Source organism: Pseudobutyrivibrio sp. LB2011 (assembly GCF_000701765.1).
GTDB classification, from domain to species: domain Bacteria; phylum Bacillota; class Clostridia; order Lachnospirales; family Lachnospiraceae; genus Pseudobutyrivibrio; species Pseudobutyrivibrio ruminis.
Genome location: NZ_JNJS01000002.1, coordinates 424,541 through 450,330, shown reverse-complemented (window position 1 = coordinate 450,330; position 25,790 = coordinate 424,541). Strand labels below are relative to the sequence as shown.

Below are 25,790 nucleotides of genomic sequence, written 5' to 3'. Positions count from 1 at the left end.
CTACTTGCTAATACTCATATTTTCGAATACCACATTAGAATTAACTGAGAAAATTCCCCATTCCATTCCCTGTGATAAATACATGCGAGTTGTAAAAGCCAGCTCATCGTTTACATACATGCAAACAACTCCATCAGAAATAACCATTGATACATGCAGCTCTTTCTCCTTTGACAAATCAAAATCAACATAGGATTGAGCGCTTATTTCCATTATGTTGCTGCCGTTGTAAAACTCGATTCTATTATTTGCCCCGTTGAAAATGATGTTGAGATTGCCCACATTTTCAGTGTTTGTATTGAAGCAAAAGCCAAACATGCCATCGGCATCAAAATCCTTGATGTCTGCCTTTAACAGGTAGCTTCCCATTAGATTCTTAAAGCCAACCATTTCATATTTGTCACCGCTAAAGGTATAGGTTGTACCGTCTGCTTTCACTGTCTCTGTCATTTTAAGTGGTTCCAAATCAAGTTCGTGTATCAGCTTCTTATTAATCTCTGGATTCAATACTGGTGATAATGTTCCATCATCATTTTGATTCAAAAGATGAGAGACCATATTTCCACCCCAGTCATATTCTCCTGTATCCTGGTGTTCCTTCTTGGTTCCATTCCAGCCAACTACATAAAGATTCTCACCATCTGTCTCCAGTCTTCCAGCATAGAAACCATTGCAATCAAATGAATCTCGTTCAGGCTTTTCAAATGGTCCATCCAATGAATCTGCTACACGATAATGAACAACTCTATTTGGCCATTGGTCCGAAAATGCTAAATAGTATTTTCCTTTATATTGAAGAAGAGATGGACACTCCATATTTGAATCGGTTCCCAAGTCATTCTCAAAAAAGACTCCCTCGTCAGTCCATTTGCTCAAATCTTTGGATGTGTATTTTACGATAACTCCCTTATTATCAAAACGAGTGGTTACAAGCATCTCATAGCATTTATCATCAACCGAATAATAAACATATGGATCTCTGAAATCATCTGTGGAGTACTTGCCCGCACCTGTAAACGTATCTGCTGGAATCTTTTCCCAGTTTTCTAAATCCGAACTTGTGGCATGCATCACAGCTTCCTTGGGTTCATATGTATCATTATGGCCTGTGTAAAAGGCATGATAGATTCCTTTGTCATCCTTGATTACGCTTCCTGTACCAAGTGCAATATCCTGACTTTCGACAGTATCTCCATAATTAATCACCACACCCTTGTCATCATACTCTGTAAAATTGCTGGTCTGAATCAAAGCCCATGGATGATAACCCTGTTTTCCATTTCGTTGATCAGCCAAATAGAAAACATTATATTTTCCATCATCATAAAAAGGCATTGTATCTCCAATAAATCCTTCTACCGAAGCTGGAAACAACTCATAATTATCATATTCTTCTCCCAAGTACTTCTCTTCCTCTGCCTCTACCTCTACTGTTTGATTGCCACATGCTACCATGTTTAACCCCATGATACCGGCCAAAATCACTACCGCTGCTTTTCTCATATTACCTCCCTAAGGTGCATTTGCACTATATCTTGCACCATAAATTTTACATTCATGGTGCATATAAATCAATAATGCTTTGCAAAAGTAACATATTTTTGTGCAAATGTAATCAAATGCACCATTCATTTTGTTAGAAATTACATACTAGACTATTTCAAAATGTTACAATTGACACATTTATCACCTTCAAGTATGATTGATATTAGATTAAATTTAGGAGACTATTATGAGTAAAAGGGTTACTTTACAAGAAATTGCAGACGCTCTTGGATTGTCACGAAATACGGTCTCAAGAGCTCTTAATAATACAGGAAATGTTTCAGAAGAAACAAGAAATCAGATATGCCAAACTGCCATTTCAATGGGATATAAGCAATTTAGTATGCCTGATTCAAGAGCCATGTACAATGGTACAGTGAGTGCAAATTTACCTGCTTCAGATGGAAAAACTGAAATTGCTTTGTTTACACATTCCTTCCCAGGCTACTCTCACTCTGGAACCAAGCTTTTAGAAGCATTCCAGCACAAAATCGATAGCCTTGGTTACAAATTAACTATCAACATTATCAGAGATTATGAAATAGACAATCTATGTTTTCCTAGCAATCTTAACATTGATAATATTGCCGGCATTCTATGTATAGAGCTTTTTTCCGAAAAGTACAGCGAGTTTTTGTGCAAACAAAATATCCCTCTTCTCTTTATAGATAGCCCTATATCTCATCGCTGTGAAATAAATGCAGATGTTTTATACATGGAAAATCTATCAAGCTCATATCACATGCTTGATACTCTGATAAAAAAAGACTGCAAGAATGTCTCTTTCGTAGGTGACCGTTTCCACTGCCAATCATTCTTTGAAAGATGGCAAGCATACGTGTCTGTTCTTGCAGATAGAGGAATTAATATAGATACAGCAAACTGCATATTAGAGGATGACAGTTGTCCATATTCAGATGTTTTATGGCTTAGCGAAAAAATAAAAGCCCTTAAAACGATGCCAGATTTGTTCTTCTGCGCAAACGACTTCTTGGCAATGTCGGTTTTAAAGGCTCTTAGATTATTAGGCAAGGATGCTCCTGCAGATGTAAAGGTGTGTGGCTTTGATGATGCCCCTGAGGCAGCCCTTTTAGAGCCAAGCCTCACAACCGTTAAAATCCATAGCAGTTCTATGGGTTACACAGCTGCAGAAATTCTTCTTTCTAGAATTGCAAATCCTCTTATGCCATATAAGAAAACATACATCGAAACTGATGTTATATATAGGGATTCCACTAAATAAGTGGAATCCCTTATTTTTATTTTATGTATTTTTTGAAGAAAGCAGCCTCATCTTGGTTGATTTGTTTGGCCTCTTCAAGATTCATATTAACATGGCACACATGTCCCATGTATTCCTGACCTTCCTCTCCATACAGCTTCCATTCTGTATCAATCCCCTTGTCCTTAAGGAAATTGTACATAGGCTCTGCATTGTCCTTCAGGAAATCATAGTAGGATGTCATAACATAGGCTGGTGGGAAGTTTTCAGTAATGTGACCTAACACATCAAGCTGTTTCTTTACTTCATCATCGTCTCTTCCAACATACATGTTGTACAAATCCTGAGTAAATTTTTCATTTCCCTTTCCACCTGCTTCAAGGCCAAATTTATACATTCCACAATTGAGAGCAATAGCCCTAACCTTTATTTCCTGTGGGGTGCTGAATGGAAATAGCTTTTCATACTTTGGATTTGTGAAGATAGCTGCATACTGGCTGCACATCTGCGCTCCAGCAGAATCGCCTACCAAAAATACATTATTAATATCGATATTGTATTGGGCTGCATTTTTCACCATCCACTGCATCACTTGATTGATTTCACTAAGCTGAGATGGGAACTTAGCCTTAGGTGCCAAATGGTAGTTGAAATTCACAACTGTGAATCCAAGGCCTGCAAGATATACACAATAGTGTTTGTAAATCTCCTTTGTGCCGTAGATATATCCACCGCCATGAATACTAACAATTGTTGGTTGAATTTCATTTGTGCCCTTCTTGAAATAAACATCTAAAAGGTTGTATTTATCGCTATTCCCAAGGTAGTTGATGTTTGTTTCAAGTTGAATATCATCTGGTATTGTCAATGTAGAATCCCTCTTTTTGTCCCCCTTTGCTGCCATATACTTAAACATGAATGTTTGAAATGACATAATACATTATCCTCCTGTGTGTTAACTAAACAGCTTGGTTCCATCTGAATCAATTGTGATAGTTGAACCTTCGCTTATGTCTCCTGCAAGTATGATTTTAGCTGCCATAGTCTCCACATTTTTCTGAATGTATCTGCGAAGAGGACGAGCGCCATATACTGGATCGTAGCCCTGATCAATGACGAACTGCTTTGCTGCTGGAGTAAGTTCGATTTTTAGCTGTCTGTCTTCAAGTCTACCATTCAATTCAGCCATAATCAAATCTACTATTCCACCAATATTGCTCTTTGTAAGTGGCTTAAACATGATGATTTCGTCCAGTCGATTTAAAAACTCTGGTCTAAATGAATTTCTCAAATCATTCATTACCAAATCATTTGTCGCTTGGGTGATTTCACCAGTATTTTCATCGATTCCCTCAAGCAAATACTGAGAGCCGATGTTGCTGGTTAGAATAATGATTGTATTTTTGAAATCAACTGTACGGCCTTGTGAATCGGTGATTCGACCATCATCAAGTACCTGTAATAAAACATTGAATACATCAGGATGTGCTTTTTCCACTTCATCAAAAAGTACTACCGAATATGGCTTACGGCGAACTGCCTCTGTAAGCTGACCGCCCTCGTCATATCCTACATATCCTGGAGGTGCTCCTATAAGTCTGCTGACGCTAAACTTTTCCATGTACTCCGACATATCAAGACGAACCATGGCGTTTTCATCATCAAATAGTGCCTGAGCTAATGTCTTTGCAAGCTCTGTTTTACCAACACCTGTAGGGCCAAGGAAAAGGAATGATCCGATTGGCTTGCTTGGGTCCTTTATTCCCGCCTTTGAACGAATTATAGCTTCTGACACAAGCTTTACAGCCTCATCCTGTCCCATAACTCGTTTGTGCAATTCCTCATCAAGATGAAGTGTCTTGCTGCGCTCTGTTTCATTAAGCTTTGCTACAGGAATACCTGTCCATCTTGAAATGATTCTTGCAATTTCTTCCTCTGAAACATTTTCATGAACCAAGCCTGTGTCTCTAACTTTAAGCTTTTCTTCAGCTTCTGCAAGTCTTGCCTCAAGCTCTGGAAGTTTACCATATTGAAGCTTTGCAGCCTCCTCTAAATCGTATTTCTGCTGTGCAACCTTTATCTGACCTTGCACATCATCAAGCTCTTCTTTGATTTTTGCTACATCCTCAACAAGCTTTTTCTCGTTGTCCCATGCAGCCTTCTTTGTGTTGTATTCATCACGAAGCTCTGACAATTCTTTTTGTAAATCAGCAAGTCTATCTTGTGACAATCTGTCTGTTTCTTTCTTAAGAGCAGCTTCCTCAATTTCCAACTGCATAACTCTTCGATTCATCTCATCCATTTCAGCTGGCATGGAATCAAGCTCTGTTTTGATAAGTGCACAAGCCTCATCCACAAGGTCGATAGCCTTATCTGGAAGGAATCTATCGGAGATGTATCTGTTAGAAAGTGTTGCTGCACTAACTAATGCGCCATCGGTAATCTTTACTCCATGGAATACTTCGTAGCGTTCCTTAAGTCCTCTAAGGATAGAGATTGTGTCTTCAACTGTTGGCTCATCAACCATTACAGGTTGGAAACGTCTTTCAAGAGCAGCATCCTTTTCAATGTACTCGCGGTATTCATCAAGGGTTGTAGCACCGATACAATGAAGCTCACCACGAGCAAGCATTGGCTTTAGCATGTTTCCTGCATCAAGACCACCATTGCCATTTTTACCAGCGCCAATGATTGTATGAAGCTCATCTATAAAAAGAATGATTTCTCCATCAGAGTTTTTAATCTCATCAAGAACAGCTTTCAACCTTTCCTCAAACTCACCCTGGTATTTGGCACCTGCAATCATTGAGCCAATCTCAAGTGAAAATACCTTTTTGTTTTTAAGTGCTTCAGGTACATCACCTCTGACAATACGCTGAGCCAAGCCCTCTACAACTGCTGTCTTACCAACACCAGGCTCACCTATAAGTACTGGATTGTTCTTTGTCTTGCGGCTAAGAATTCTGATGACATTTCGGATTTCTTCATCACGACCGATAACAGGATCAAGCTTGTTATCTCTAGCTCTTTCTACCAAATCGTATCCATATTTTTCAAGTGTGTCGTAGGTTGCCTCTGGATTATCCGTATTTACGGTTTGATTTCCTCTGACAGTTGCAAGCACTGCAAGGAATGAATCCCTTGTAATATTAAATGCCTTGAAAATATTTTTGATAGGTGTGCTTGGCTTTTTAATCATAGCAAGCATCAAATGCTCAACAGAAACGTAGCTATCTCGCATTGATTTAGCTTCGTCCTCAGCATAAGTAAGAACATAATTGAGATGCTGACCTACTCGAAGGTCACCACCCTGCACCTTTACTCTGGCTTGAAGTGCCGCATCTACAGCATTTTTGAATTGTTCCACATCGATGTCCATCTTGCTAATCAATGATGGAATCAATCCATTTTCCTGACGTAGCAACGCCATCAATAAATGCTCCTGCTCTATCTCCTGATTGCCATAATCCATGGCTATTTTTTCGCATGCATTAATTGCTTCGATTGATTTTTGTGTAAATTTTTGGATGTTCATAATCTCACCTCCACCCGTTATTTATCTTGTAATTATGTTCTAACACAAAAATTAGCACTCGACAAGTCCGAGTGCTAATAATTAATAATTATTTTAGATTTCTTTAGTTTTGTCTATCATAAACGCGTAAGTCATAATGTGTTGAATACATGTCTTCCAGACTTTCTACATCTACATCCCCACTAATTAGAAGTCTATCGAAAGATTGCGATGTACGATGCTGACGATAATCTTCGTAACACATGTAAGCAAAAGTCTCTATTAGTGTGGCATTAGGCTTATAGATAGAATAAATATCTATAATATCTGGATTCAATAAATATGTCTTCGTACCAATCGAATATGAACGAACCGCAACAATAGGTCTTTCCTTGGTACTACTTTCATGTAAATATGCAGTCAGTTTATATGCATCAATATTGGCTCCACCAACTACACAGCTTCCTAATTCTTCGTATACTGGTGGCTGAGGATCAAAATCGTATTGTTTGACATTAAGCAGTTCAATCGCACTAGCAAGCTTTTGCAACTCATTAAATAAAGTCATATTGCCAATAGTGATGGCTGTATGCTTTGCATAGTCTGTCAAAGATACAAAATCATATTTTTCATTCTCATTAAAGCCTGTTGGCTTAACTGCCTCGATAGCAGCATCACTATAATAATAATCTGGGTAATTGTCTCGAATGTAAGTAAGAAAAGTTTTGAAGTCAAAGAAAGTACAGCGATGTAGGTCAATGTTTTCGATTTCGTCCCGCGTGACTTGCCGGACTTGCTCCTCATCGCTATTAGCTTCAATTTGATAATTTAAATGCGTTCTAAATAAAATATCTGTTGTTTCCATAATTTTAATCTCCCCCTTTTAGTATACTAGCACATATAGTACCTTCTGTACATAGTAATACTAGACCTTGTAGCAATTTTATTAAATTATACTAAAATTAAATATTGGGGTTTATACAAGTTTAATATTTTTTATATTAAATATTTCTATAACTAATTATCAAATTAACTTAAAATTAATTTTAATTTTCCTCTTTAAACTACTAAAGTATTGTGCTATAATTCGACGCAAGTACAATGAAGTGCTAACAATTAGGTAGAGCTTCATTGTTTTTTTTGCCAATATGCTTTAGTTCTCTAAAGAAGAAAAGCAAGCCTAAATTTAATAACCTAAGGAGGATGAACTTATGAAGAAAAAACTACTTGCTTTAGTTCTCGCAGCCACAATGGTTGCTGGGTTAGCAGGCTGTGGAAACTCTAGTGCAGATACAGCATCAACAGGCTCTGCATCTACTGCTTCTACATCAACTGACCTGAATGTAATGATTGAAACTGCTGTTGAATCACTTGATCCACAGCAGGCAACAGACGGTACTTCTTTCGAAGTAATCGCTGACTACACAGATGGCCTTATGCAGATGGATTCTGATGGAAATCCAATCAACGCTTTAGCAGAAAGCTATGATCTTTCAGATGACGGCCTTACTTACACATTCAAGATTCGCGATGATGCCAACTGGTCAAACGGTGAGCCTGTAACAGCACAGGATTTCGTATTTGCTTGGCAGCGTGCAGTAGATCCTGAAGTAGCATCTGAGTATTCTTACATGCTTTCAGACATCGGCCAGATTGTAAACGCAGCAGAAATCATTGCTGGTGAAAAGGATAAGTCAGAGCTTGGAGTTACAGCTGTTGACGACAAGACACTTGAGGTTCAGCTCAATGTTCCTGTTTCATATTTCCTTTCACTTATGTATTTCCCAACATTCTATCCTGTAAACGAAGCTTTCTTCAACGAATGCGGTGATACATTTGCAACAAGCCCTGAGACAGTTCTTGCAAACGGTGCTTTCGTACTTGATAGCTACGAGCCAGCTGCAACAGCATTCCATCTTACAAAGAATGAGGACTACTACGATGCAGCTTCTGTTTCACTTTCAGGTCTTTCATATCAGGTAATTCAGGATTCACAGACAGCTCTCATGAGCTATCAGACAGGTGATTTAGATATCACACTTGTAAACGGTGATCAGGTTGACCAGGTTGAAGACGATCCTGAGTTCCAGTCAATCGGTGCTGGTTACTTATGGTATGTAACTCCAAACATCAAGGAAGTTCCAGAGCTTGCAAACCTCAACATTAGACTTGCTCTTACAATGGCAATCAACAGAGAATCTGTTACAGCTGATGTTTTAAAGGATGGCTCACTTCCAACATACACAGCAATCCCACGTGACTTCTCTGCTGACTTCTCTGCAGATCAGGAACAGTTTAAGGATTACTGCCGTGACGATGCAGCTGCTGCAGCTGAGTACTGGCAGGCAGGTCTTGATGAACTTGGTATCACAGAGCTTACTCTTGAGCTTGTAGCTGATGAGGATGATGCACCTGCAAAGGTTGCTACAGTTCTTAAGGAAGAATGGGAAACAACTCTTCCAGGACTTACAGTAAACATCACAACAGAGCCAAAGAAGCAGCGTGTATCTGATCTTCAGGAAGGTAACTATGAACTTGGTCTTACAAGATGGGGACCTGACTACGATGATCCAATGACATATCTTGGAATGTGGTACACAGACAACCCTAACAACTACGGTTTCTGGTCTAATGCTGAGTACGATGCAATCCTTGATGAATGCACAACTGGTGACCTTTGCACAGAGATTGATGCTAGAAGAGACCGACTTTACGATGCAGAGCAGATTGTTATGGAAGAAGCAGTTATCTTCCCAATCTACACAGCAGCAAATGCACAGATGGTTTCATCTAATGTTTCAGGAATTGATTTCCACCCAGTTGCTCTTAACAGAGTTTACAAGAACACAACAAAGAACTAATAGAAATTAAATTCTTACTTTGGAGCTCAGAATTTATAGCTGAGCTCCCTAAGTAAAAATTTAAAAGGGAAGGATATGTAATATGAAAAAATACATACTAAAGAGGGTTCTTACATCTATTCTTACTCTCTTGGCAATCGTTCTAGTGCTATTCATTTTGATGCACTTGATGCCAGGTTCGCCATTCAATGACGAAAAACTTTCAGATGATCAGCGTACCGTCTTGTACGCGAAGTATGGACTGGATCAACCAATTGTAATTCAATTTGGACGATATGTAGTCAACATGCTAAGAGGAGACTTCGGAGTAAGCTACAATATTTCCAAAAACACTCCAATTTCTCAACTTATCCAATCAAGACTTCCAATTTCAATCAACATTGGTTTCTTCGCAGTAGCATTAGGCGCTATAGTGGGCCTGATTCTTGGTCTGATTGCAGCACTAAAGCGGGATACTATTTTGGATACTATCTGCACCATCATTTCAGTAATTGGTGTGTCAGTTCCATCCTACGTATTTGCGTTAGCTCTTTCATACAACCTTGGTTTCAAATGGAAGGTATTCCCAATGCTTTACAACACTGCAGATGCGCTGAATTCCAGCATTATGCCTTCAGTTGCATTATCGATGTTTACCATGGCAACAATTGCCAGATTCACCCGCAGTGAAATGATTGAAGTATTAGGCAGTGAATACATGCTTTTTGCAGAAAGTAAAGGACTAACAAGCAGTCAGATTATCATCAAGCATGCTCTAAGAAATGCTTTGATTCCTATCATCACTGTTCTTGCGCCACTTGTAGTTGACCTTATGACAGGTTCTCTGGTTGTAGAAAAGATTTTTGCTATTCCTGGTGTAGGAAGCTTGCTTGTAAATGCAATTCAATCAAATGATTATAACGTAGTAATCGCTTTAAGTTTTATCTACTCTGCTCTCTACATTTTCGTAATGCTGGTTGTGGATATTCTTTACGGCATAATCGATCCACGAATCAGACTTGGAAAGGAGGGCGACTAAGATGGATGCATACTTTGTTTTAAAAAAGCAAAATGAAGATATCAATATCGATTCCAACTATGCTTCACAAAGCTTTTGGAAGGAAGTCAGACATCGTTTCTTCCACAAGAAAAGCGCTGTGGTCGGACTTATCTTCATTATTCTTATTGTATTTTTCGCCATCGTTGGCCCAGGCATGACCGAGTATGATTACTCAACACAGGAGCTTACTCAAAAAAACTTTGCACCACGTGTTCCTGGCCTCGAAAACCTTGGCATTCTTGATGGAACAGAAACACTTAGCACCACAACAGGTAGCAAGGAAATCAATCAATATGAAGCTGGCGGCCATGATGATTTGTACTACTGGTTCGGTAGTGACATGTACGGTCGCGACCTTTGGACTCGCTGCTGGTCAGGTGCCCGAGTATCGCTTATCATCGCTGTTGCTGCTGCCCTTATCGATATGATTATCGGTATGAGCTACGGTCTTATCTCCGGCTTCTTTGGTGGTGCCGTTGATATGGTAATGCAGCGTTTGCTAGAGATTTGGAACGGTATTCCTCGACTTGTAATCGTAACTCTTCTGCTTCTTATCTTAAGACCAGGTATGATTACAATTATTTTTGCATTAATGCTTACTGAGTGGGTTGGTATGAGCCGAATCGCACGTGCAGAAATGCTTAAACTTAAAGAGCAGGAATTTGTTCTCGCATCAAGAACTCTGGGTGCCGGCAGCTTCTTCATTATCTTTAAAGAAGTTCTGCCAAATATTATTGGACCAATCATCACACAGGTAATGTTCTCAATTCCTACAGCTATTTTTACAGAAGCTTTCCTTAGCTTCGTAGGTCTTGGAATTCCTGTACCACAGTGCTCTCTTGGTTCACTGATTTCAGATGGATACGATTCATTTACAACCCATCCATATCAGATTATTCCACCAATTATCATAATGGCACTGTTGATGCTTAGCTTTAACTTACTTGGCGATGGCCTTCGTGAAGCCTTCGATCCAAAGATGAAAGAAATGTAGGAGGGAGATATGGCAGACGTAATTTTAAATGTAAAAAACCTGGACATTTCTTTCAAGACAAGTGCAGGTATGGTACACGCCATCCGTGGAATCGACTTTGATTTGGAGCGCGGTGAAACTGTAGCAATCGTTGGAGAATCTGGTTCTGGAAAATCAGTTACAATGAAAGCCGCTATGGGAATTCTTGCAAAAAATGCGGTTGTTAACAGTGGCCAAATTGATTTCACTTACACAAACGAAGATGGCGAATTAGGAACTGTGGACATCCTTGAGAAGGATAAAAAATGGCTTAGAAAACACATCAACGGAAAAAGAATCGCAATGGTATTCCAAGATCCAATGACATCATTGGACCCTACCATGAATATAGGTAAACAGCTTGTTGAGGGAATCCTTCTTCATACAAAACTAAGTAAAGACCTTGCTTATATGAAAGCCGTTTCTCTTTTAAAGGAAGTTGGTATTGAAGATGCTGAAAAGCGAATGAAACAATATCCTCATCAGCTTTCAGGTGGTATGCGCCAGCGTGTTGTTATTGCTATCGCATTATCTTGCGACCCTAATCTTTTAATCTGCGATGAGCCTACTACTGCTTTAGATGTTACAATCCAGGCAAAAATCATAGAGCTTATCAAAAAGGTACAAAAAGAAAGAGGCATCTCTGTTATTTACATCACTCACGACTTAGGTGTTGTTGCCAAGGTTGCTGACTACGTCAACGTAATGTACGCAGGAAAGATAATTGAAAAGGGCCTGACAAACGAAGTCTTCTACGATCCAAAACATCCATACACATGGGGACTTTTATCTGCTATGCCAGATTTGGAAACAGACGACAGGTTATACACAATTCCTGGTTCTCCACCAAATCTTTTACACGAAGTCAAAGGAGATGCATTCTCTCCTCGTAACAGATTTGCACTTGAAATTGACGACATTGAAGAACCACCAATGTTCCAGATTACAAAGAATCATTTCGCAGCCACATGGTTGCTTGACCCACGTGCTCCAAAGGTTGAAATGCCTTCAGAGCTTCGTGAAAGACTAGATAGAATGAAGAAGGAGGCAAGTAAATATGACAGCGAACTATAATGCAGAGCCTCTTTTGAAGGTTGAAAATTTAAAGCAGCATTTCAAAGTTAGCAACAACTATACCGTAAAAGCGGTAGAAGGTGTTTCATTTGAAATCTATCCTGGTGAAACCTATGGCCTGGTTGGAGAATCAGGCTCAGGTAAATCTACTATCGGCCGCTCTGTAATCAGATTGTACAATCCAACCGATGGAAAGATTACCTTTAACGATACTGACATCACTGGTCATCTTTCTAGAAGCGACAAGACCATGCTTCGTACACAGATGCAGATGATTTTCCAGGATCCTATGTCGTCTCTTAATCCTAGAAAAAAGGTTGAGGACATCATCGGTGAAGGATTAGACATTCATCACACCTACTCATCAAAAGCAGAACGTGATGAAAAGATTAAGGAGATTCTTGCAAAAGTAGGGCTTGCTCCAGAGCACGCTTCTAGATATCCTCATCAGTTTTCTGGTGGACAAAGACAGCGTGTAGGCATCGCCAGAGCTTTAATCATGAATCCAAAGCTGATTATTGCCGACGAATGTATTTCTGCTCTTGATGTTTCTATCCAAGCTCAGGTTGTAAACCTTATGAAAGATATCCAGGCCGAAACAGGTGCCGCTTATCTTTTCATTGCTCACGACCTTTCAATGGTAAAGTACATCTCCGACCGCATCGGCGTACTTCACCTAGGCCACTTGCTAGAAACTGGCACCACCGAGGAGATTTTTTCAAATCCTATCCATCCTTACACAAAAAGTCTTCTCTCTGCCATCCCAGAACCAAATCCTGTTGTTGAGAAAAATCGCGTAGCATTGACTTACGATTATAAAACTTCGGGTATCAATTATAATGAGGGAACGGAGCATTTAGTTGATGGAACTCACTATGTAAAATGTACCGACGCTGAGTTTGAAAAATGGAGTAAATAAAATAAAGGCCTCTCCTGATTTGGAGAGGCCTTTGAAAGTTCAAGTTATCCTTCGATAGCTATATATTTTGTTTCATCTTTCTGAGGAATTTCTTCCTTCTTAGGTACGCTTAAAGTAAGAACTCCATCCTTGAATGCTGCATGTATATCTTCCTGTGTGATGTTATCACCTACATAGAAGCTTCTGCTGCAAGAGCCAGTGTAGCGCTCACGGCGGATGTAGTTGCCATCATCATCCTGACTGTCGTTGTTCTGATTTGTTTCAGCTTTAATTGTAAGATATCCATCTTTCAACTCAGCTTTGATATCTTCCTTGGAGAATCCTGGAAGATTCATATCTACTTGATAACCGCTTTCGGTTTCTTTTACATCTGTAGTCATCATTCTTGAGAAGTCATTGTCAAAATTTCTTCCAAATCCTGTGACACGTGGTACTCCAAAGAAATCATCCATAAAATCATTTGATAAAATACTAGGCATTAACATAATACTTACCTCCTTTTATTTACGGGCTTCTTTGAGCCTGATTGTTAATGTGGTTAAAGAAGAACTTCTTTTGTTCCTCTTTGTGATTATGTTATAAACCTAAAATTAGCACTCGTCAAGTACGAGTGCTAATAATTTATAATTATTTAATATTTTGTTTATAATTTATCTGACATTTCCAAAACTCAACATCTTCAGTAATAATCATAAACCTGCCTCTTTAAACATATATCTTCCATTTTTGCAATCAATTATTTCTGATACCCATAATGCCTTAAGGAAGAAATCCTTAGTGTTGCATAACTTTTTAAGAGACTACTACCTAAACTAGATTTTGCTAGATTAGGCAGTAGCCTTTTTGGTATTTTGTGACAGATAAGATTGAAATACTTTTGTATGCTAAAAACTAATCAACTTAGCAATAGAAATGTCGTCTAGTTACGCCACACTGCCCTTGAAAACTACTGCCTATTTCTTATTTTTTATTCTAGGCAGTAGTCTCCTAGTGATGACTTGTGGCTTCGCCACAGTCCCAGTTTCAAACCTGCTTGACTAACATTAATCTGCCAAAAGTTATGAAGTCAAGGGAGCGTAGCTCCGAAGGCTTGCCCTTGACTGAAATAACTTGGCAGATATGATGTGTCTAGCAGTTTGAAACATAAAAGAGACCAGACGCAAGTCTGGTCTCGCATTATACAATTTGCAACTACATTTAATTACTATTTAATTCCTACAAACTCGTAGCCTGCTGCTTCTACTGCAGCCTTAAGATCTGCCTCAGCAACATCAGCTGAAGTCTTAAGTGTAACAAGGTTTGCCTCGTGGTTTGCTGTAGCCTCGTCTACTCCGTTGATTTTCTCAAGGGCTTCCTTTACGTGTGCTTCGCAGTGAGCGCACATCATTCCTTTTACTGTAATTTCCATTGTTGATTTGTCCTCCTTTATTTCTCCAGCTTTTGAATGCTGGCTGTTAACTAATAATTTTTCATGGCCAACTGAGCTCTTTAACGCCTTGTCTCTAGTGTGGTCGTGCATTTTAAATAGATTTAAACGCAATGCATTTGTTACAACGCAGAAGCTTGATAAGCTCATAGCTGCTGCACCAAACATTGGATTCAGAGTCCAGCCGAATGCATGTATATATGCGCCTGCTGCAAGTGGTATTCCAATAACATTGTAGAAGAATGCCCAGAATAGATTCTCATGAATATTTCTTAATGTTGCGCGGCTAAGTCTGATTGCTGCAACAACATCAGAAAGTCTGCTCTTCATAAGAACTACATCTGCTGCATCGATAGCAACATCTGTACCAGCGCCGATGGCAATTCCCATATCTGCCCTAGTAAGTGCCGGCGCATCATTGATTCCATCTCCTACCATGGCAACCTTGCCATACTGCTGCAATGCTCTGATTACTTCCTCTTTGCCATCTGGCTTTACGCCTGCAACGACTTCATCTACACCTGCCTCAGCTGCTATGGCTGCTGCAGTCTTTTCATTGTCACCAGTAAGCATTACCACGTGGATACCAAGATTCTTAAGATGTGCGATAGCCTCTGGCGAATCTTCCTTTATAACATCTGCAACTGAAATAATTCCTAGATACTTGCCATTCTTGGCAAAGAATAATGGAGTCTCTCCCTTTTCAGCTAATCTATCTGCAAGCTCTACTATTTCAGTACCGACATTAGCATGCTGCTTGATAAGCTCAAGGTTGCCTCCGTAGACTTCCTCTCCATCCAAAATAGCTGTGATTCCATTTCCAGATAAAACCTTAAAGTCTGTAACCTCAGCTGGCTCCATGCCATTTTCAAGGCCATTTTCTACAATGGCTTTAGCTAGCGGATGCTCTGATTTATTCTCTACTGCAAAGGCTACTCGAAGAAGATCCACATCATCCACATCCTCGGCCTCAAAGATTCCTACAACCTTTGGTTCACCTTTTGTGATTGTACCTGTTTTATCAAGTGCGACAATCTGAACCTTTCCTGTTTCTTCCAAAGATACAGCTGTCTTAAACATGATGCCATTCTTGGCGCCCATGCCATTTCCTACCATAATGGCAACCGGCGTAGCAAGGCCAAGAGCACATGGGCAACTGATTACAAGAACAGAAATTGCTCTAGCAAGAGCATAGCCCACAGGCTGTCCAACAAGCATCCACACTATAAAAGTAATTATCGCAATTACGATAACTGTTGGAACAAATACGCCTGAAACCTTGTCTGCGATTTTAGCAATTGGAGCCTTTGTAGCTGCCGCATCACTAACCATCTGAATAATCTGAGAAAGTGTTGTGTCCTTTCCAACTCTAGTGGCTTCGCATACCATATATCCACTTTCATTGCTTGTAGCTGCTGAAACTGAATCACCAACCGACTTATCTACAGGAATGCTTTCGCCTGTAAGTGCGGATTCATTTACTGCACTGCTACCATCCACAACGATTCCATCCACAGGGATGTTGTCCCCAGGCTTTACAACAAATCTGTCTCCGATTTTGACCTGTTCAATAGGGACTTCTGTCTCTACTCCATCCTTTAATACAACTGCTGTCTTGGCAGCAAGCTTCATCAAATCCTTCAGGGCATTGGTGGTTCTTCCCTTTGAAATAGATTCCAGCAGTTTGCCAACTGTAATCAGTGTAAGAATCATAGCCGCTGATTCGAAATAGAACTCCATCATATATTCCATGACTTTGTCCATATCACCATCAACCATAGCTGATGTCATTGCAAATAATGCAAATACACTGTATCCAAAGGATGCTGTTGCGCCAAGGGCTACTAGGGTATCCATATTAGGTGCACCATGCATGAGCCCTCTAAATCCGCTAACAAAAAACTTTTGATTAATAATCATAATCGCGATTGTAAGAAGCATTTCATACAATCCCATAGCGATATGATTTCCATCCAAAAAACCTGGCAGTGGCCAATCCCAAAGCATGTGTCCCATCGACACATACATGAGAGGAATCAGTAGTATCACTGAAGCGATTAATCTATTTCTAATCTTTGGAGTCTCGGTGTCTGCAAGCTCATTGTCATAATTTGGCACTGAAGCACTTGCTCCTGCAGAACCATCTGCCTTTAAGCTGGCACCATAGCCTGCATTCTCGATAGCCTTTATGATTTCAGCAGAGTCTGCATTTCCTTCGACTCCCATTGAATTCGTAAGAAGGCTAACTGCACAACTGTCCACACCAGGAACTGCGGATACAGCTTTTTCCACCCTAGCCTGACATGCCGCGCAGCTCATGCCTGTCACATTATATTGTTCCATATAACACCATCCTTATTTCATTAGTTTTTGAAGAACCGTTACAAGCTCGTCTACCACCTCTTCATCACCATTGCGGATGTTGTCTGCAACGCATGTCTTTACATGATTTGCAAGCAACACCTTGTTGAAGCTATTGAGAGCTGATGTAATGGCAGAAACCTGCATGAGAATATCTGTGCAATATGCATCCTTCTCAAGCATACTTTCCACCCCGCGAACCTGTCCCTCAATTCTTTTCAGGCGATTCATCAAATCCTTAAATTCTTTATCCTCGCGACTTTTGTGCTTGCCAGAGCAGCAGCATTCGCAAGTTTCCTCTATTAATTCTTCCTTATTTCCCATGATTAACTCCTTTTGTATACCCCCAAGGGGTATCCCCTTCGTTAAGACGATAATATACCCCCATAGGGTATTTGTCAACAATTAAATTTTATACAATGAAAAAGGACCACATCACCTACTGGCAATGCGGTCCCAAAATTATATTTATTTAGTTCTGTCCGTAATAAGCATTTGCTCCGTGCTTACGGTTGAAGTGCTTATCTCTGATGCAATCTGGAGCTGGCTCAACCTTTGGGTTAACCTGCTCTGTGAAGAGTGCCATCTTTGCGACCTCTTCAAGTACTACTGCGTTGTATACTGCCTGGTCTGCATCCTTGCCCCATGTGAATGGGCCGTGATTCTTGCAGATAACGCCTGGCACATACTTTGTATTAACGCCACGCTCTTCGAATGTTTCGATGATTACTTTTCCTGTGTTTACTTCGTATGCCTCATCGATTTCTTCTGGAGTAAGATTTCTTGTACATGGAATAGGTCCGCAGAAATAATCTGCGTGAGTTGTTCCATATAAAGGAATATCTCTTCCTGCCTGGGCCCAAGCTACTGCGTATGTAGAATGTGTATGAACCACACCTCCGATGTTTTCATACTTTTTATAAAGCTCAACATGTGTAGCAGTATCTGAACTAGGCTTATATTTGCCTTCTACTACCTCACCATCAAGATTTACAAGCACCATATCCTCAGGCTTAAGCTCATCATATTCTACACCTGATGGCTTAATTGCAAATATTCCAGACTCTCTGTCGATTCCAGAAACATTGCCCCAAGTATATGTAACCAAGCCGCGTTTTGGCAACTCCATATTAGCCTCATAAACCTGCTTTTTTAATTCTTCTAACATTATCTCCATTCCTCCACTGCGCATGCCTCAGCCTTAAGTGCCTTGCGGTAGTCAACCATCCACTCATCGTAACCCTTTACCATATCAGCATCTGGCTCCATTGTTGTAGACTCCTGACCTGCAAATACGTTTTCATCAAGGTAATCCTGTAACTTCTTGCTCTTGTCTTCGCGAAGAAGATAATTTGCAAGAACAGCCATACCCCAGGCACCACCTTCGCCTGCTGTAGCCATTACAGTGATAGGTGCATTGAGTGCTGCTGCAAGAACAGACTGGCCAACACCCTTTGTCTTGAAGAATCCGCCGTGGCCTGTAATAGACTTGATAGGCACATGCTCTTCCTTAAGAAGAATATCATTACCAAGCTTTAATACGCCAAGTGCTCCGTAAAGATTTGAGCGCATGAAGTTTGCAAGACTAAACTTGGCATCTGGCTGTCTTACCACCATTGGACGACCTTCGTTTACATTAACAACAGGCTCGCCACCGAAGTAGTTGAATGAAACAACGCCACCGCAATTTGCATCTTCTGTAAGAGCCTTGCGATAAAGTGTTCCATAAATATCGTTCATTGAAACATCCATTCCAAATGCATCTGCGAACTCTTTAAAGATTCCAACCCACGCATTTAAATCGGATGTACAGTTGTTGCAGTGAACCATTGCAACTGCTTCTCCAGTAGGAGTTGTAACCATATCGATTTCCTCGTAAGGCTTTGATAATGGCTTGTCCAAAACTACCATAGAGAATACTGATGTACCAGCAGAAACATTACCTGTACCTGCTGAAACTGCATTTGTTGCAACCATACCTGTGCCTGCATCACCTTCTGGTGGAGCAAGTGGACAGCCTGGCTCAAGTTCTCCTGTTGGATCAAGGAGCTTTGCACCTTCCTCTGTAAGAGATCCTGCATCATCACCTGCCACAAGAACAGCTGGCATTAAGTCTTCTACCTTTGTTGTAACACCATGTGCTGCTGCAAGCTTGTTGAATTTTTCAAGCATTGCTGTGTCATACTGGCATGTTTTTGAATCGATAGGGAACATACCAGATGCTTCACCAACACCTGCTACCTTCTTGCCTGTCATCTTGAAATGAACGTAGCAAGCAAGTGTCATGAAGTATGCAACATCTTTTACATGTGGCTCCTTGTTAAGAATGCACTGATAATAATGTGAAATACTCCAGCGCTGAGGCATGTTGAAGTTGAGCTCTTTGCTAAGCTCTGCTGCAGCCTCTCCTGTGATAGTATTTCTCCATGTTCTAAATGGAACCAAAAGATTATCATTCTTATCAAATGCAAGATAGCCATGCATCATAGCTGAAAATCCGATGGCACCAATCTTTGTAAGCTTAACATCATATTTGTCGTTTACATCTTTTTTAAGCTTTGCATAGCAATCCTGAAGTCCAGCCCACACTTCCTCAAGAGGATATGTCCAGATACCATTATCTAAATGATTCTCCCATTCATGATCCCCCTGAGCCAAAACCTTATTCTCCTCATCAACGAGTACGGCTTTGATTCTTGTCGAGCCAAACTCAATACCAAGGGCTGTCTTCTTGCCCTCAGCAATTATCTCATTAATATTCATGTGTAAATTCCCCCAATATATCTCGCTGGTTACGGCTACAAGCCTACTGATTTCTCCGCTCGGTGACATACCTCGCTTGAGAAATAGTAGAGCTTGATGCCTACCAGCTATTTATACTTTATGAAAAATTACTCTCCAAAGACCGCTACGTAGTCCTTCTGGAATTTCTCTATGCCAGCAGTTGTAAGTGGATGATTAATCATCTGCTCGATAACATGGTATGGTACTGTTGCGATGTGAGCACCTGCAAGAGCGCAGTCTGTAACGTGAATTGGGTTACGAACTGATGCAGCGATGATTTCTGTGTCATATCCATAGATATCAAAGATTTCTGCGATGTCGCGGATAAGGTCGATACCTGGCATGTTGATATCATCCAATCTTCCAAGGAATGGAGATACATAAGAAGCACCTGCATTAGCTGCAAGAATTGCCTGGTTTGCAGAAAAGATTAATGTAACGTTTGTCTTGATGCCCTCAGCTGAAAGAACCTTTACAGCCTTAAGTCCTTCTGCAGTCATAGGAATCTTTACTACCATGTTTGGATGCATTGCTGCAATCTCACGGCCCTCTTTAATCATACCTTCTGCATCAACAGTTGTTGCCTTTACCTCGCCTGAGATAGGTCCATCTACGATAGATGCGATTTCCTTAAGGATTTCTTCCTGGCTACGTCCACCTTCCTTAGCAATCAAAGATGGGTTTGTGGTAACTCCACAGATTACTCCAAGATCGTTAGCCTTCTTAATGTCCTCAATTTTTCCAGTGTCAACAAATAACTTCATTTTATTTCTCCTTCTTTCTATGCTGGCAATTTTGCCAATTTCTTCTAGTTTTTAACTACTAAAAGTTTAATGCTTTTAACCTTTGCCTTCAATCAAATTTATGACTTTCTAATGGCAATTTATTTACCGTATACAAGATTTCCAAGTGCAAGATCACGCTTGAAATCACGAATCTTTGTATCCTTATCAATGTATACTGCTTCGATTCCCATTGCTGCAGCCCAGTCGCCCATCTGCTCTGCTGTCAAATCATAAGAGAATGCTGTATGGTGTGCACCACCTGCAAGTAACCAAGCTTCTGTACCTGTGTAGAAATCTGGCTGTGGTGTCCAGAAGTTGATAGCTGTTGGAAGCTTTGGAAGTGGCTTCTCAACCTTCTTGCAATCAACATCCTGAATGATAAGACGGAATCTATTTCCAAGGTCGATAAGAGATGTTGCAATACCCTTTCCTTCCTTTGACTGGAACACAAGACGAGCTGGATCTTCTCTGTCGCCCATTGAAAGAGGCTGAACCTTAATCTGAATAGGACCATCAGCAAGTGTTGGGCAAACCTCAAGCATGTGAGCCTGGATAATTCCTTCCTTACCTTTTACAAGATTGTATGTGTAATCCTCAAGCATTGAAGTACCCTTAGCATCCTTCATGCCTGTTGTCATAATCTTCATAAGGCGAACCATAGCAGCAACCTTCCAGTCACCTTCTGCGCCAAAGCCATATCCTTTTTCCATAAGTCTCTGGATTGCAAGACCTGGAAGCTGCTGAAGTGCGCCAAGATCACCAAAGTGAGTTACAATTGCCTGATAGTTCTTCTCCTCAAGAAATCTTTCAAAACCAAGTTCAATCTGTGCCTGAACAGCAACATGCTTTTTGAATTCCTCTGGGTCTCTACCTTCAAGGCAGATATCATATTTGCTGTAATACTCATCGACAAGAGCATTTGTATCAGACTGAGAAACAGCTGCAACTGCCTCAGCAATTTCATTTACAGGATAAGCATCAACTTCCCATCCGAACTTAAGCTGAGCTTCTACCTTATCACCTTCTGTTACAGCAACATTTCTCATGTTGTCAGCAACTCTCATTACACGAATGTGGCTTGACTCAACAACACCAACTGCTGTACGCATCCAAGAAGCAAGCTTTTCCTGAACCTCAGCATCCTGCCAATATCCAACAATTGTCTTTCTCTCAATACCCATTCTTGAAAGGATGTGAGCGTACTCTCTATCTCCGTGAGCTGCCTGATTCTCATTCATGAAATCCATATCCATTGTCTCGTATGGAATCTCACGATTATACTGTGTATGAAGATGGCAAAGTGGCTTTCTGAATTCCTGATGTCCAAGTATCCAAGACTTTGCTGGTGAGAATGTATGCATCCATGTGATTACACCTGCACATGTCGGATCATTGTTTGCCTCATTAAATGTACGTCTGATTACCTCGTTTGTAATCATTGTAGGTTTCCATACTACCTCAAAAGGAAGACGTCCCGACTTGTTTAATGTCTCAACAATCTCCTTTGAGTGTGCTGCAACGTGCTCTAAGCACTCATCTCCGTACAAATCCTGAGAACCTGTGCAGAACCAAAACTTGTAGTTAAGCTGTGTTTTCATAAGATTTACCCTCCTCCTAAATCGTTTACCTTATATAAATAAAATACAACTTGTCCAACAATTGGCACAAGTTGTATTTCTTTAATTAAAAATATTATATTTTAGCCATTTATAAGGAGTGTACAAGTTGCATTACTACTGTACAAGTTCCGCCTTTTCTCCACTTCCTTCAATTTCAAGGCTCCAATACATGCTTTTAAACTCTGTAGGAGTGCATCCCTTTTGAAGCTTAAACATTCTAATAAAAGAAGAAATAGACATAAATCCGCAGTTAAGGGCCACATCTGTAACGGAATTTCCCGGTTCTATCAAAAGCTCTGATGCTTTAGCAATACGCTTTTGATTTACGTATTTATAGAAGCTGGTACCTGTAAACTGCTTGAACAGTCTTTCAAAATAGAACTTACTAAAGCCGCTCATATCCGCAACCTCATCCAGCTTCAAATCTTCTGAACAATGGCTATCTATATAATCACAGATTTCCACAAACTTGTTGGCATAATCCTCCTTTGAGGAAATACTTGTATCATTTGTTTTAGTGGACTTGCTTGAATAGTTTTGTCCTATGAGCTTTAGCATCTCCAAAATCTTACTATATATACTAAGTTCTGAAAAAGATGTGCCTGCCATATACTCTTCTTTTATTTCTACAAGCATCTTTACCAGCTGCTCATGTATGCTTGGATATTCCTCCGGCGTGATGATTGCATATGGTGACATAAAAGAAATCAAAACCTCGAATTCTCTAAGGAATCTCAGGTATGTAGTGTTTGGTTGAAAGATGATTCTACGACCGGTTTCAGGTGCTTTTATGGCGTGTACACAACCTGGACAAATAATACAGATATCCTTCTCCCTCAAATACACCTCTGAATTTGAAAACTGCATTGTATATCCATTTTCCACTGGCATTACTATTTCAATAGCAGGATGCCAATGCTTTGGATAATCCTCATATTCTCTATTGTCATAAAGCTTTAGCGTGGTGCTTTGCTTATAATGGACAGTCTCAAATATGCCATCTAAAGTCTCTATCATTTGTAAATTCCCCCTATAGCAACAATTAGCAATAATTCTTGTTTTCAATTTTTGCTCTAATTGTCAAAAAAATCAAGACATTTTTTATTGAATTCAATTTATATTTCTCTGTTTTTGTGCATAATGCACATTTCTACAAAGCCTCATTCAGAAATCATATACAAATCACCGATAGCTAACCAACCTACTACAGCAAGATTTGATAATCAAGAAACAACAATTTATAAGAATGTGAATAATCTGTGTGCTACATTTAGGTTAACAACAACGAAGCAGTTTATTTGGGGTTTTTATAACAAACTGCTATCTAAGAAAAAAAGGAGAAAGGTATGAGAAAAAAATTATTATCAGCAATCTTATCAACAATGATGGTCGCTTCTTTATTTGCAGGTTGTGGCCAGTCAGGAAGCTCTAGCTCATCAACATCTGCTGATGGAGTAGAGGAAATCACTTGGATGTTCTGGGATGACTTAAATGCAACTGAGGATCTTATCTCTCTCGGTTACAAAGATGTTATCGACAGATTCAACGCCGATTACGAAGGTCAGTATCACGTAAATGTAGTTACAACAAACCTTGAAGAGTACTACGCAAAGCTAAATGCTCTTGTAGCTGCAGGCGATACACCTGATGTATTCATTGTCAGCCCTGGTCCAAACCTTACAGATTATGTAGAGCCAGGCGTTGCTGCTCCACTTGATGATTATCTTGCACAGGATGGTTGGAAAGATACATTCACAAGCGACGCAGTATTTACACAGCAGACGTACGATGGAAAGATTTACGCAGTACCTCTTAACACAGCTGCAGCTTGCTGCTTCTACAACACAGAGATGTTCGAAGAAGCTGGTGTAGAAGTTCCTACAAACTGGGATGAAATGCTCGCAGCATGTGACAAGCTTCAGTCAGCAGGTTACACACCAATCTCAATCTCAGCTGGTACAGCGTGGTGCCTTTCAATGGTAGCTGGTTACCTTTGCGAAGAGGAAGGTGTTGACCTTGCAGCTCTTGCAGATGGTAGTGCTTCTTGGGAAGATGGAAAGCTCGAGTCAGCTGCTACAAAGCTTGTTGAACTTTCTAAGTACTTCCAGCCAACAGCTGCTGGTGATACAAACGATGTAGCTACAGCAAACTTCTACAATGAAGAAGCTGCTATTCTTATCCAGGGTTCATGGGCAATCGCACAGATCAATGGTTCAAACCCAGACTTCGAGTCTAAGTGTGGTGTATTCCAGTTCCCAGGTTGTGACAGATTAATTGCTAAGTCTGATTCACTTGCTATGAGCTCAACAACAGAGCATCCAGAAGCTTGTGCTGCTCTTATGAAGTACTTCACAGACGACACAGCTCAGAAGTACACAGCAGAAGTTGGTGGAAAGATTCCTGTAACAAACGTTGAGTACGATGCATCTAAGGCTCCTGCACAGCTTGCATACGTTATGGATGTATTCCAGAACGCAAAGGGAACATTCGGTTTCTACAACGAGTCAATGCCTACAACTGAGACAGGTTCTCACTTCGATGACACAATGGTTTCTGTATTCCTTGGCGAAATAACCCCTGCTGAGGCAGCTACAGACATGGAAGAATATTACGAGGCAAACTGTAGATAAAAACTAAACTTCTTCTTCATAATCTCATTCTTTTTGGGGCACTTTAATGTGCCCCAATTTTAAAAAAGAAACCAATTCAGACTAACTAATTAATAAGGATATTGTTATGGATAAACTATTAAGAAATAAAAAAGCCATATTCATCTTTATGGCGCCAGCATTTATACTTTTTACATTTGTTCTATTTATACCTATTTGTCAGTCAATCTATTATTCATTCTGTGACTACAATGCACTCACTCCTCCTAAATTCATAGGACTTGAGAATTATAAAAACCTTTTACAAGATAAGACTTTAGCAATTGCATTAAAGAACTCATTGTTCTTTCTAATCTTCTCTTGTGTAACACAGCTAATTATGGGTCTGTTTCTTGCAGCCCTTCTCACAAATATAGACAAAGGAAGAAACTTATTCAAAAACATCATTTATTTACCATGCGTTCTTTCTTCTGCAGCATTAGGACTTTTGTGGATGTTCATCTTCAGTCCTAAGCTTGGTATCAACCAATTACTTGCAAAGCTTGGTATCGAAGGCCCTCTGTGGCTCATGGATATAAACGGATTCATAATCCTTCCTATGTGGGTAATCGCTTTCGTAGCCCTTTGGCAATATGTTGGTCAGTCTATGATGCTTTACATGGCCCAGATATCAGGCATTAGTAAGTCTCTTTACGAGGCTAGTTACATTGACGGATGCAACAAGGTCAAAAGTTTTCGTTACATCACACTCCCCCTCATCAGACCTATGGTTGCAACCGCAATGTCACTTAATGCTATTGGTTCATTAAAGTTCTTTGATCTGATCTTCAACATGACTGAAGGCGGACCAAACCACAAAACTGAAGTTCTTGCAACACATCTTTATCAGCAAGGCTTCAAATACTTTAAATACGGTTATGCAAGTGCCATCGGTGTGCTCTTACTAATCCTGTGTCTGCTTGTAACAGCTTTCATTAATAAAGTTGTAAAAACCGAGCAGTACGAAATGTAATAGGAGGG

The 25,790-nt window shown here is 40.1% G+C and carries 20 protein-coding genes; 8 read left to right on the top strand and 12 right to left on the bottom strand.

Going from position 1 to position 25,790, the window contains the following annotated elements; translation table 11 throughout:
• Nucleotides 1-1,503 (bottom strand): glycoside hydrolase family 32 protein, encoded by a 1,503-nt coding sequence (locus T375_RS05590; RefSeq protein WP_049960308.1) that lies wholly within the window; start codon nucleotides 1,501-1,503, stop codon nucleotides 1-3.
• Nucleotides 1,504-1,732: 229 nt separating this feature from the next.
• Here T375_RS05590 and T375_RS05585 point away from each other — a divergent pair, with 229 nt between their 5' ends.
• Nucleotides 1,733-2,788, top strand: a complete 1,056-nt coding sequence (locus T375_RS05585) for a LacI family DNA-binding transcriptional regulator (protein WP_044935991.1) — start codon at nucleotides 1,733-1,735, stop codon at nucleotides 2,786-2,788.
• A 16-nt stretch (nucleotides 2,789-2,804) separates the two neighbouring features.
• On the opposite strand, the gene T375_RS05580 is transcribed toward T375_RS05585, so the two are convergent.
• The 3 genes from T375_RS05580 to T375_RS05570 all read right to left on the bottom strand — a co-directional run bounded on the left by T375_RS05580 (nucleotide 2,805) and on the right by T375_RS05570 (nucleotide 7,146).
• A complete protein-coding gene (locus T375_RS05580; protein WP_044935989.1) occupies nucleotides 2,805-3,701 on the bottom strand; it encodes an alpha/beta hydrolase in 897 nt (298 codons plus the stop codon).
• A 21-nt stretch (nucleotides 3,702-3,722) separates the two neighbouring features.
• Nucleotides 3,723-6,302, bottom strand: a complete 2,580-nt coding sequence (gene clpB, locus T375_RS05575) for an ATP-dependent chaperone ClpB (RefSeq protein WP_044935988.1) — start codon at nucleotides 6,300-6,302, stop codon at nucleotides 3,723-3,725.
• Nucleotides 6,303-6,405: 103 nt separating this feature from the next.
• On the bottom strand, nucleotides 6,406-7,146 hold the full coding sequence (locus T375_RS05570; RefSeq protein WP_044935986.1) for a hypothetical protein: 741 nt from the start codon (nucleotides 7,144-7,146) through the stop codon (nucleotides 6,406-6,408).
• Nucleotides 7,147-7,492: 346 nt separating this feature from the next.
• Between T375_RS05570 and T375_RS05565 the strand changes: the two genes are divergently transcribed.
• The 5 genes from T375_RS05565 to T375_RS05545 all read left to right on the top strand — a co-directional run bounded on the left by T375_RS05565 (nucleotide 7,493) and on the right by T375_RS05545 (nucleotide 13,186).
• The gene (locus T375_RS05565; RefSeq protein WP_044935984.1) at nucleotides 7,493-9,142 is read left to right on the top strand and encodes a peptide ABC transporter substrate-binding protein; all 1,650 of its coding nucleotides are present in this window, start codon (nucleotides 7,493-7,495) and stop codon (nucleotides 9,140-9,142) included.
• Nucleotides 9,143-9,224: 82 nt separating this feature from the next.
• Nucleotides 9,225-10,160, top strand: a complete 936-nt coding sequence (locus T375_RS05560) for an ABC transporter permease (protein WP_044935982.1) — start codon at nucleotides 9,225-9,227, stop codon at nucleotides 10,158-10,160.
• A gap of 1 nt (nucleotide 10,161) precedes the next feature.
• Nucleotides 10,162-11,175, top strand: a complete 1,014-nt coding sequence (locus tag T375_RS13545) for an ABC transporter permease (RefSeq protein ID WP_044935979.1) — start codon at nucleotides 10,162-10,164, stop codon at nucleotides 11,173-11,175.
• A 9-nt stretch (nucleotides 11,176-11,184) separates the two neighbouring features.
• On the top strand, nucleotides 11,185-12,267 hold the full coding sequence (locus T375_RS13540; protein WP_044935976.1) for an ABC transporter ATP-binding protein: 1,083 nt from the start codon (nucleotides 11,185-11,187) through the stop codon (nucleotides 12,265-12,267).
• Nucleotides 12,251-13,186 (top strand): ABC transporter ATP-binding protein, encoded by a 936-nt coding sequence (locus tag T375_RS05545; RefSeq protein WP_044935973.1) that lies wholly within the window; start codon nucleotides 12,251-12,253, stop codon nucleotides 13,184-13,186. Before T375_RS13540 ends, T375_RS05545 begins: the two co-directional genes overlap by 17 nt.
• Nucleotides 13,187-13,230: 44 nt before the next feature.
• Here the strand turns inward: T375_RS05545 and T375_RS05540 are convergent, their stop codons facing one another.
• The 8 genes from T375_RS05540 to T375_RS05505 form a co-directional block, all read right to left on the bottom strand.
• A complete protein-coding gene (locus tag T375_RS05540) occupies nucleotides 13,231-13,671 on the bottom strand; it encodes an Hsp20/alpha crystallin family protein (protein ID WP_044935971.1) in 441 nt (146 codons plus the stop codon).
• A 719-nt stretch (nucleotides 13,672-14,390) separates the two neighbouring features.
• On the bottom strand, nucleotides 14,391-16,955 hold the full coding sequence (locus T375_RS05535; protein WP_044935968.1) for a heavy metal translocating P-type ATPase: 2,565 nt from the start codon (nucleotides 16,953-16,955) through the stop codon (nucleotides 14,391-14,393).
• Nucleotides 16,956-16,967: 12 nt separating this feature from the next.
• Nucleotides 16,968-17,297: a metal-sensing transcriptional repressor gene (locus T375_RS05530; RefSeq protein ID WP_090395316.1), complete on the bottom strand. Its 330-nt coding sequence runs from the start codon at nucleotides 17,295-17,297 to the stop codon at nucleotides 16,968-16,970.
• 148 nt (nucleotides 17,298-17,445) lie between these two features.
• Nucleotides 17,446-18,141, bottom strand: a complete 696-nt coding sequence (locus T375_RS05525) for an L-ribulose-5-phosphate 4-epimerase (RefSeq protein WP_044935967.1) — start codon at nucleotides 18,139-18,141, stop codon at nucleotides 17,446-17,448.
• Nucleotides 18,141-19,736, bottom strand: coding sequence for a xylulokinase (locus tag T375_RS05520; protein ID WP_044935964.1), 1,596 nt, complete (start codon nucleotides 19,734-19,736; stop codon nucleotides 18,141-18,143). Before T375_RS05520 ends, T375_RS05525 begins: the two co-directional genes overlap by 1 nt.
• Nucleotides 19,737-19,864: 128 nt before the next feature.
• Nucleotides 19,865-20,521, bottom strand: a complete 657-nt coding sequence (fsa, locus tag T375_RS05515) for a fructose-6-phosphate aldolase (protein ID WP_044935962.1) — start codon at nucleotides 20,519-20,521, stop codon at nucleotides 19,865-19,867.
• Nucleotides 20,522-20,640: 119 nt separating this feature from the next.
• The gene (araA, locus tag T375_RS05510) at nucleotides 20,641-22,140 is read right to left on the bottom strand and encodes an L-arabinose isomerase (protein WP_044935960.1); all 1,500 of its coding nucleotides are present in this window, start codon (nucleotides 22,138-22,140) and stop codon (nucleotides 20,641-20,643) included.
• A gap of 135 nt (nucleotides 22,141-22,275) precedes the next feature.
• On the bottom strand, nucleotides 22,276-23,178 hold the full coding sequence (locus T375_RS05505) for an AraC family transcriptional regulator (RefSeq protein WP_044935958.1): 903 nt from the start codon (nucleotides 23,176-23,178) through the stop codon (nucleotides 22,276-22,278).
• A gap of 329 nt (nucleotides 23,179-23,507) precedes the next feature.
• Between T375_RS05505 and T375_RS05500 the strand changes: the two genes are divergently transcribed.
• Nucleotides 23,508-24,791, top strand: a complete 1,284-nt coding sequence (locus tag T375_RS05500; RefSeq protein ID WP_044935955.1) for an ABC transporter substrate-binding protein — start codon at nucleotides 23,508-23,510, stop codon at nucleotides 24,789-24,791.
• A 106-nt stretch (nucleotides 24,792-24,897) separates the two neighbouring features.
• Nucleotides 24,898-25,782: a carbohydrate ABC transporter permease gene (locus tag T375_RS05495; RefSeq protein WP_044935953.1), complete on the top strand. Its 885-nt coding sequence runs from the start codon at nucleotides 24,898-24,900 to the stop codon at nucleotides 25,780-25,782.
• Nucleotides 25,783-25,790: the final 8 nt, after the last annotated feature.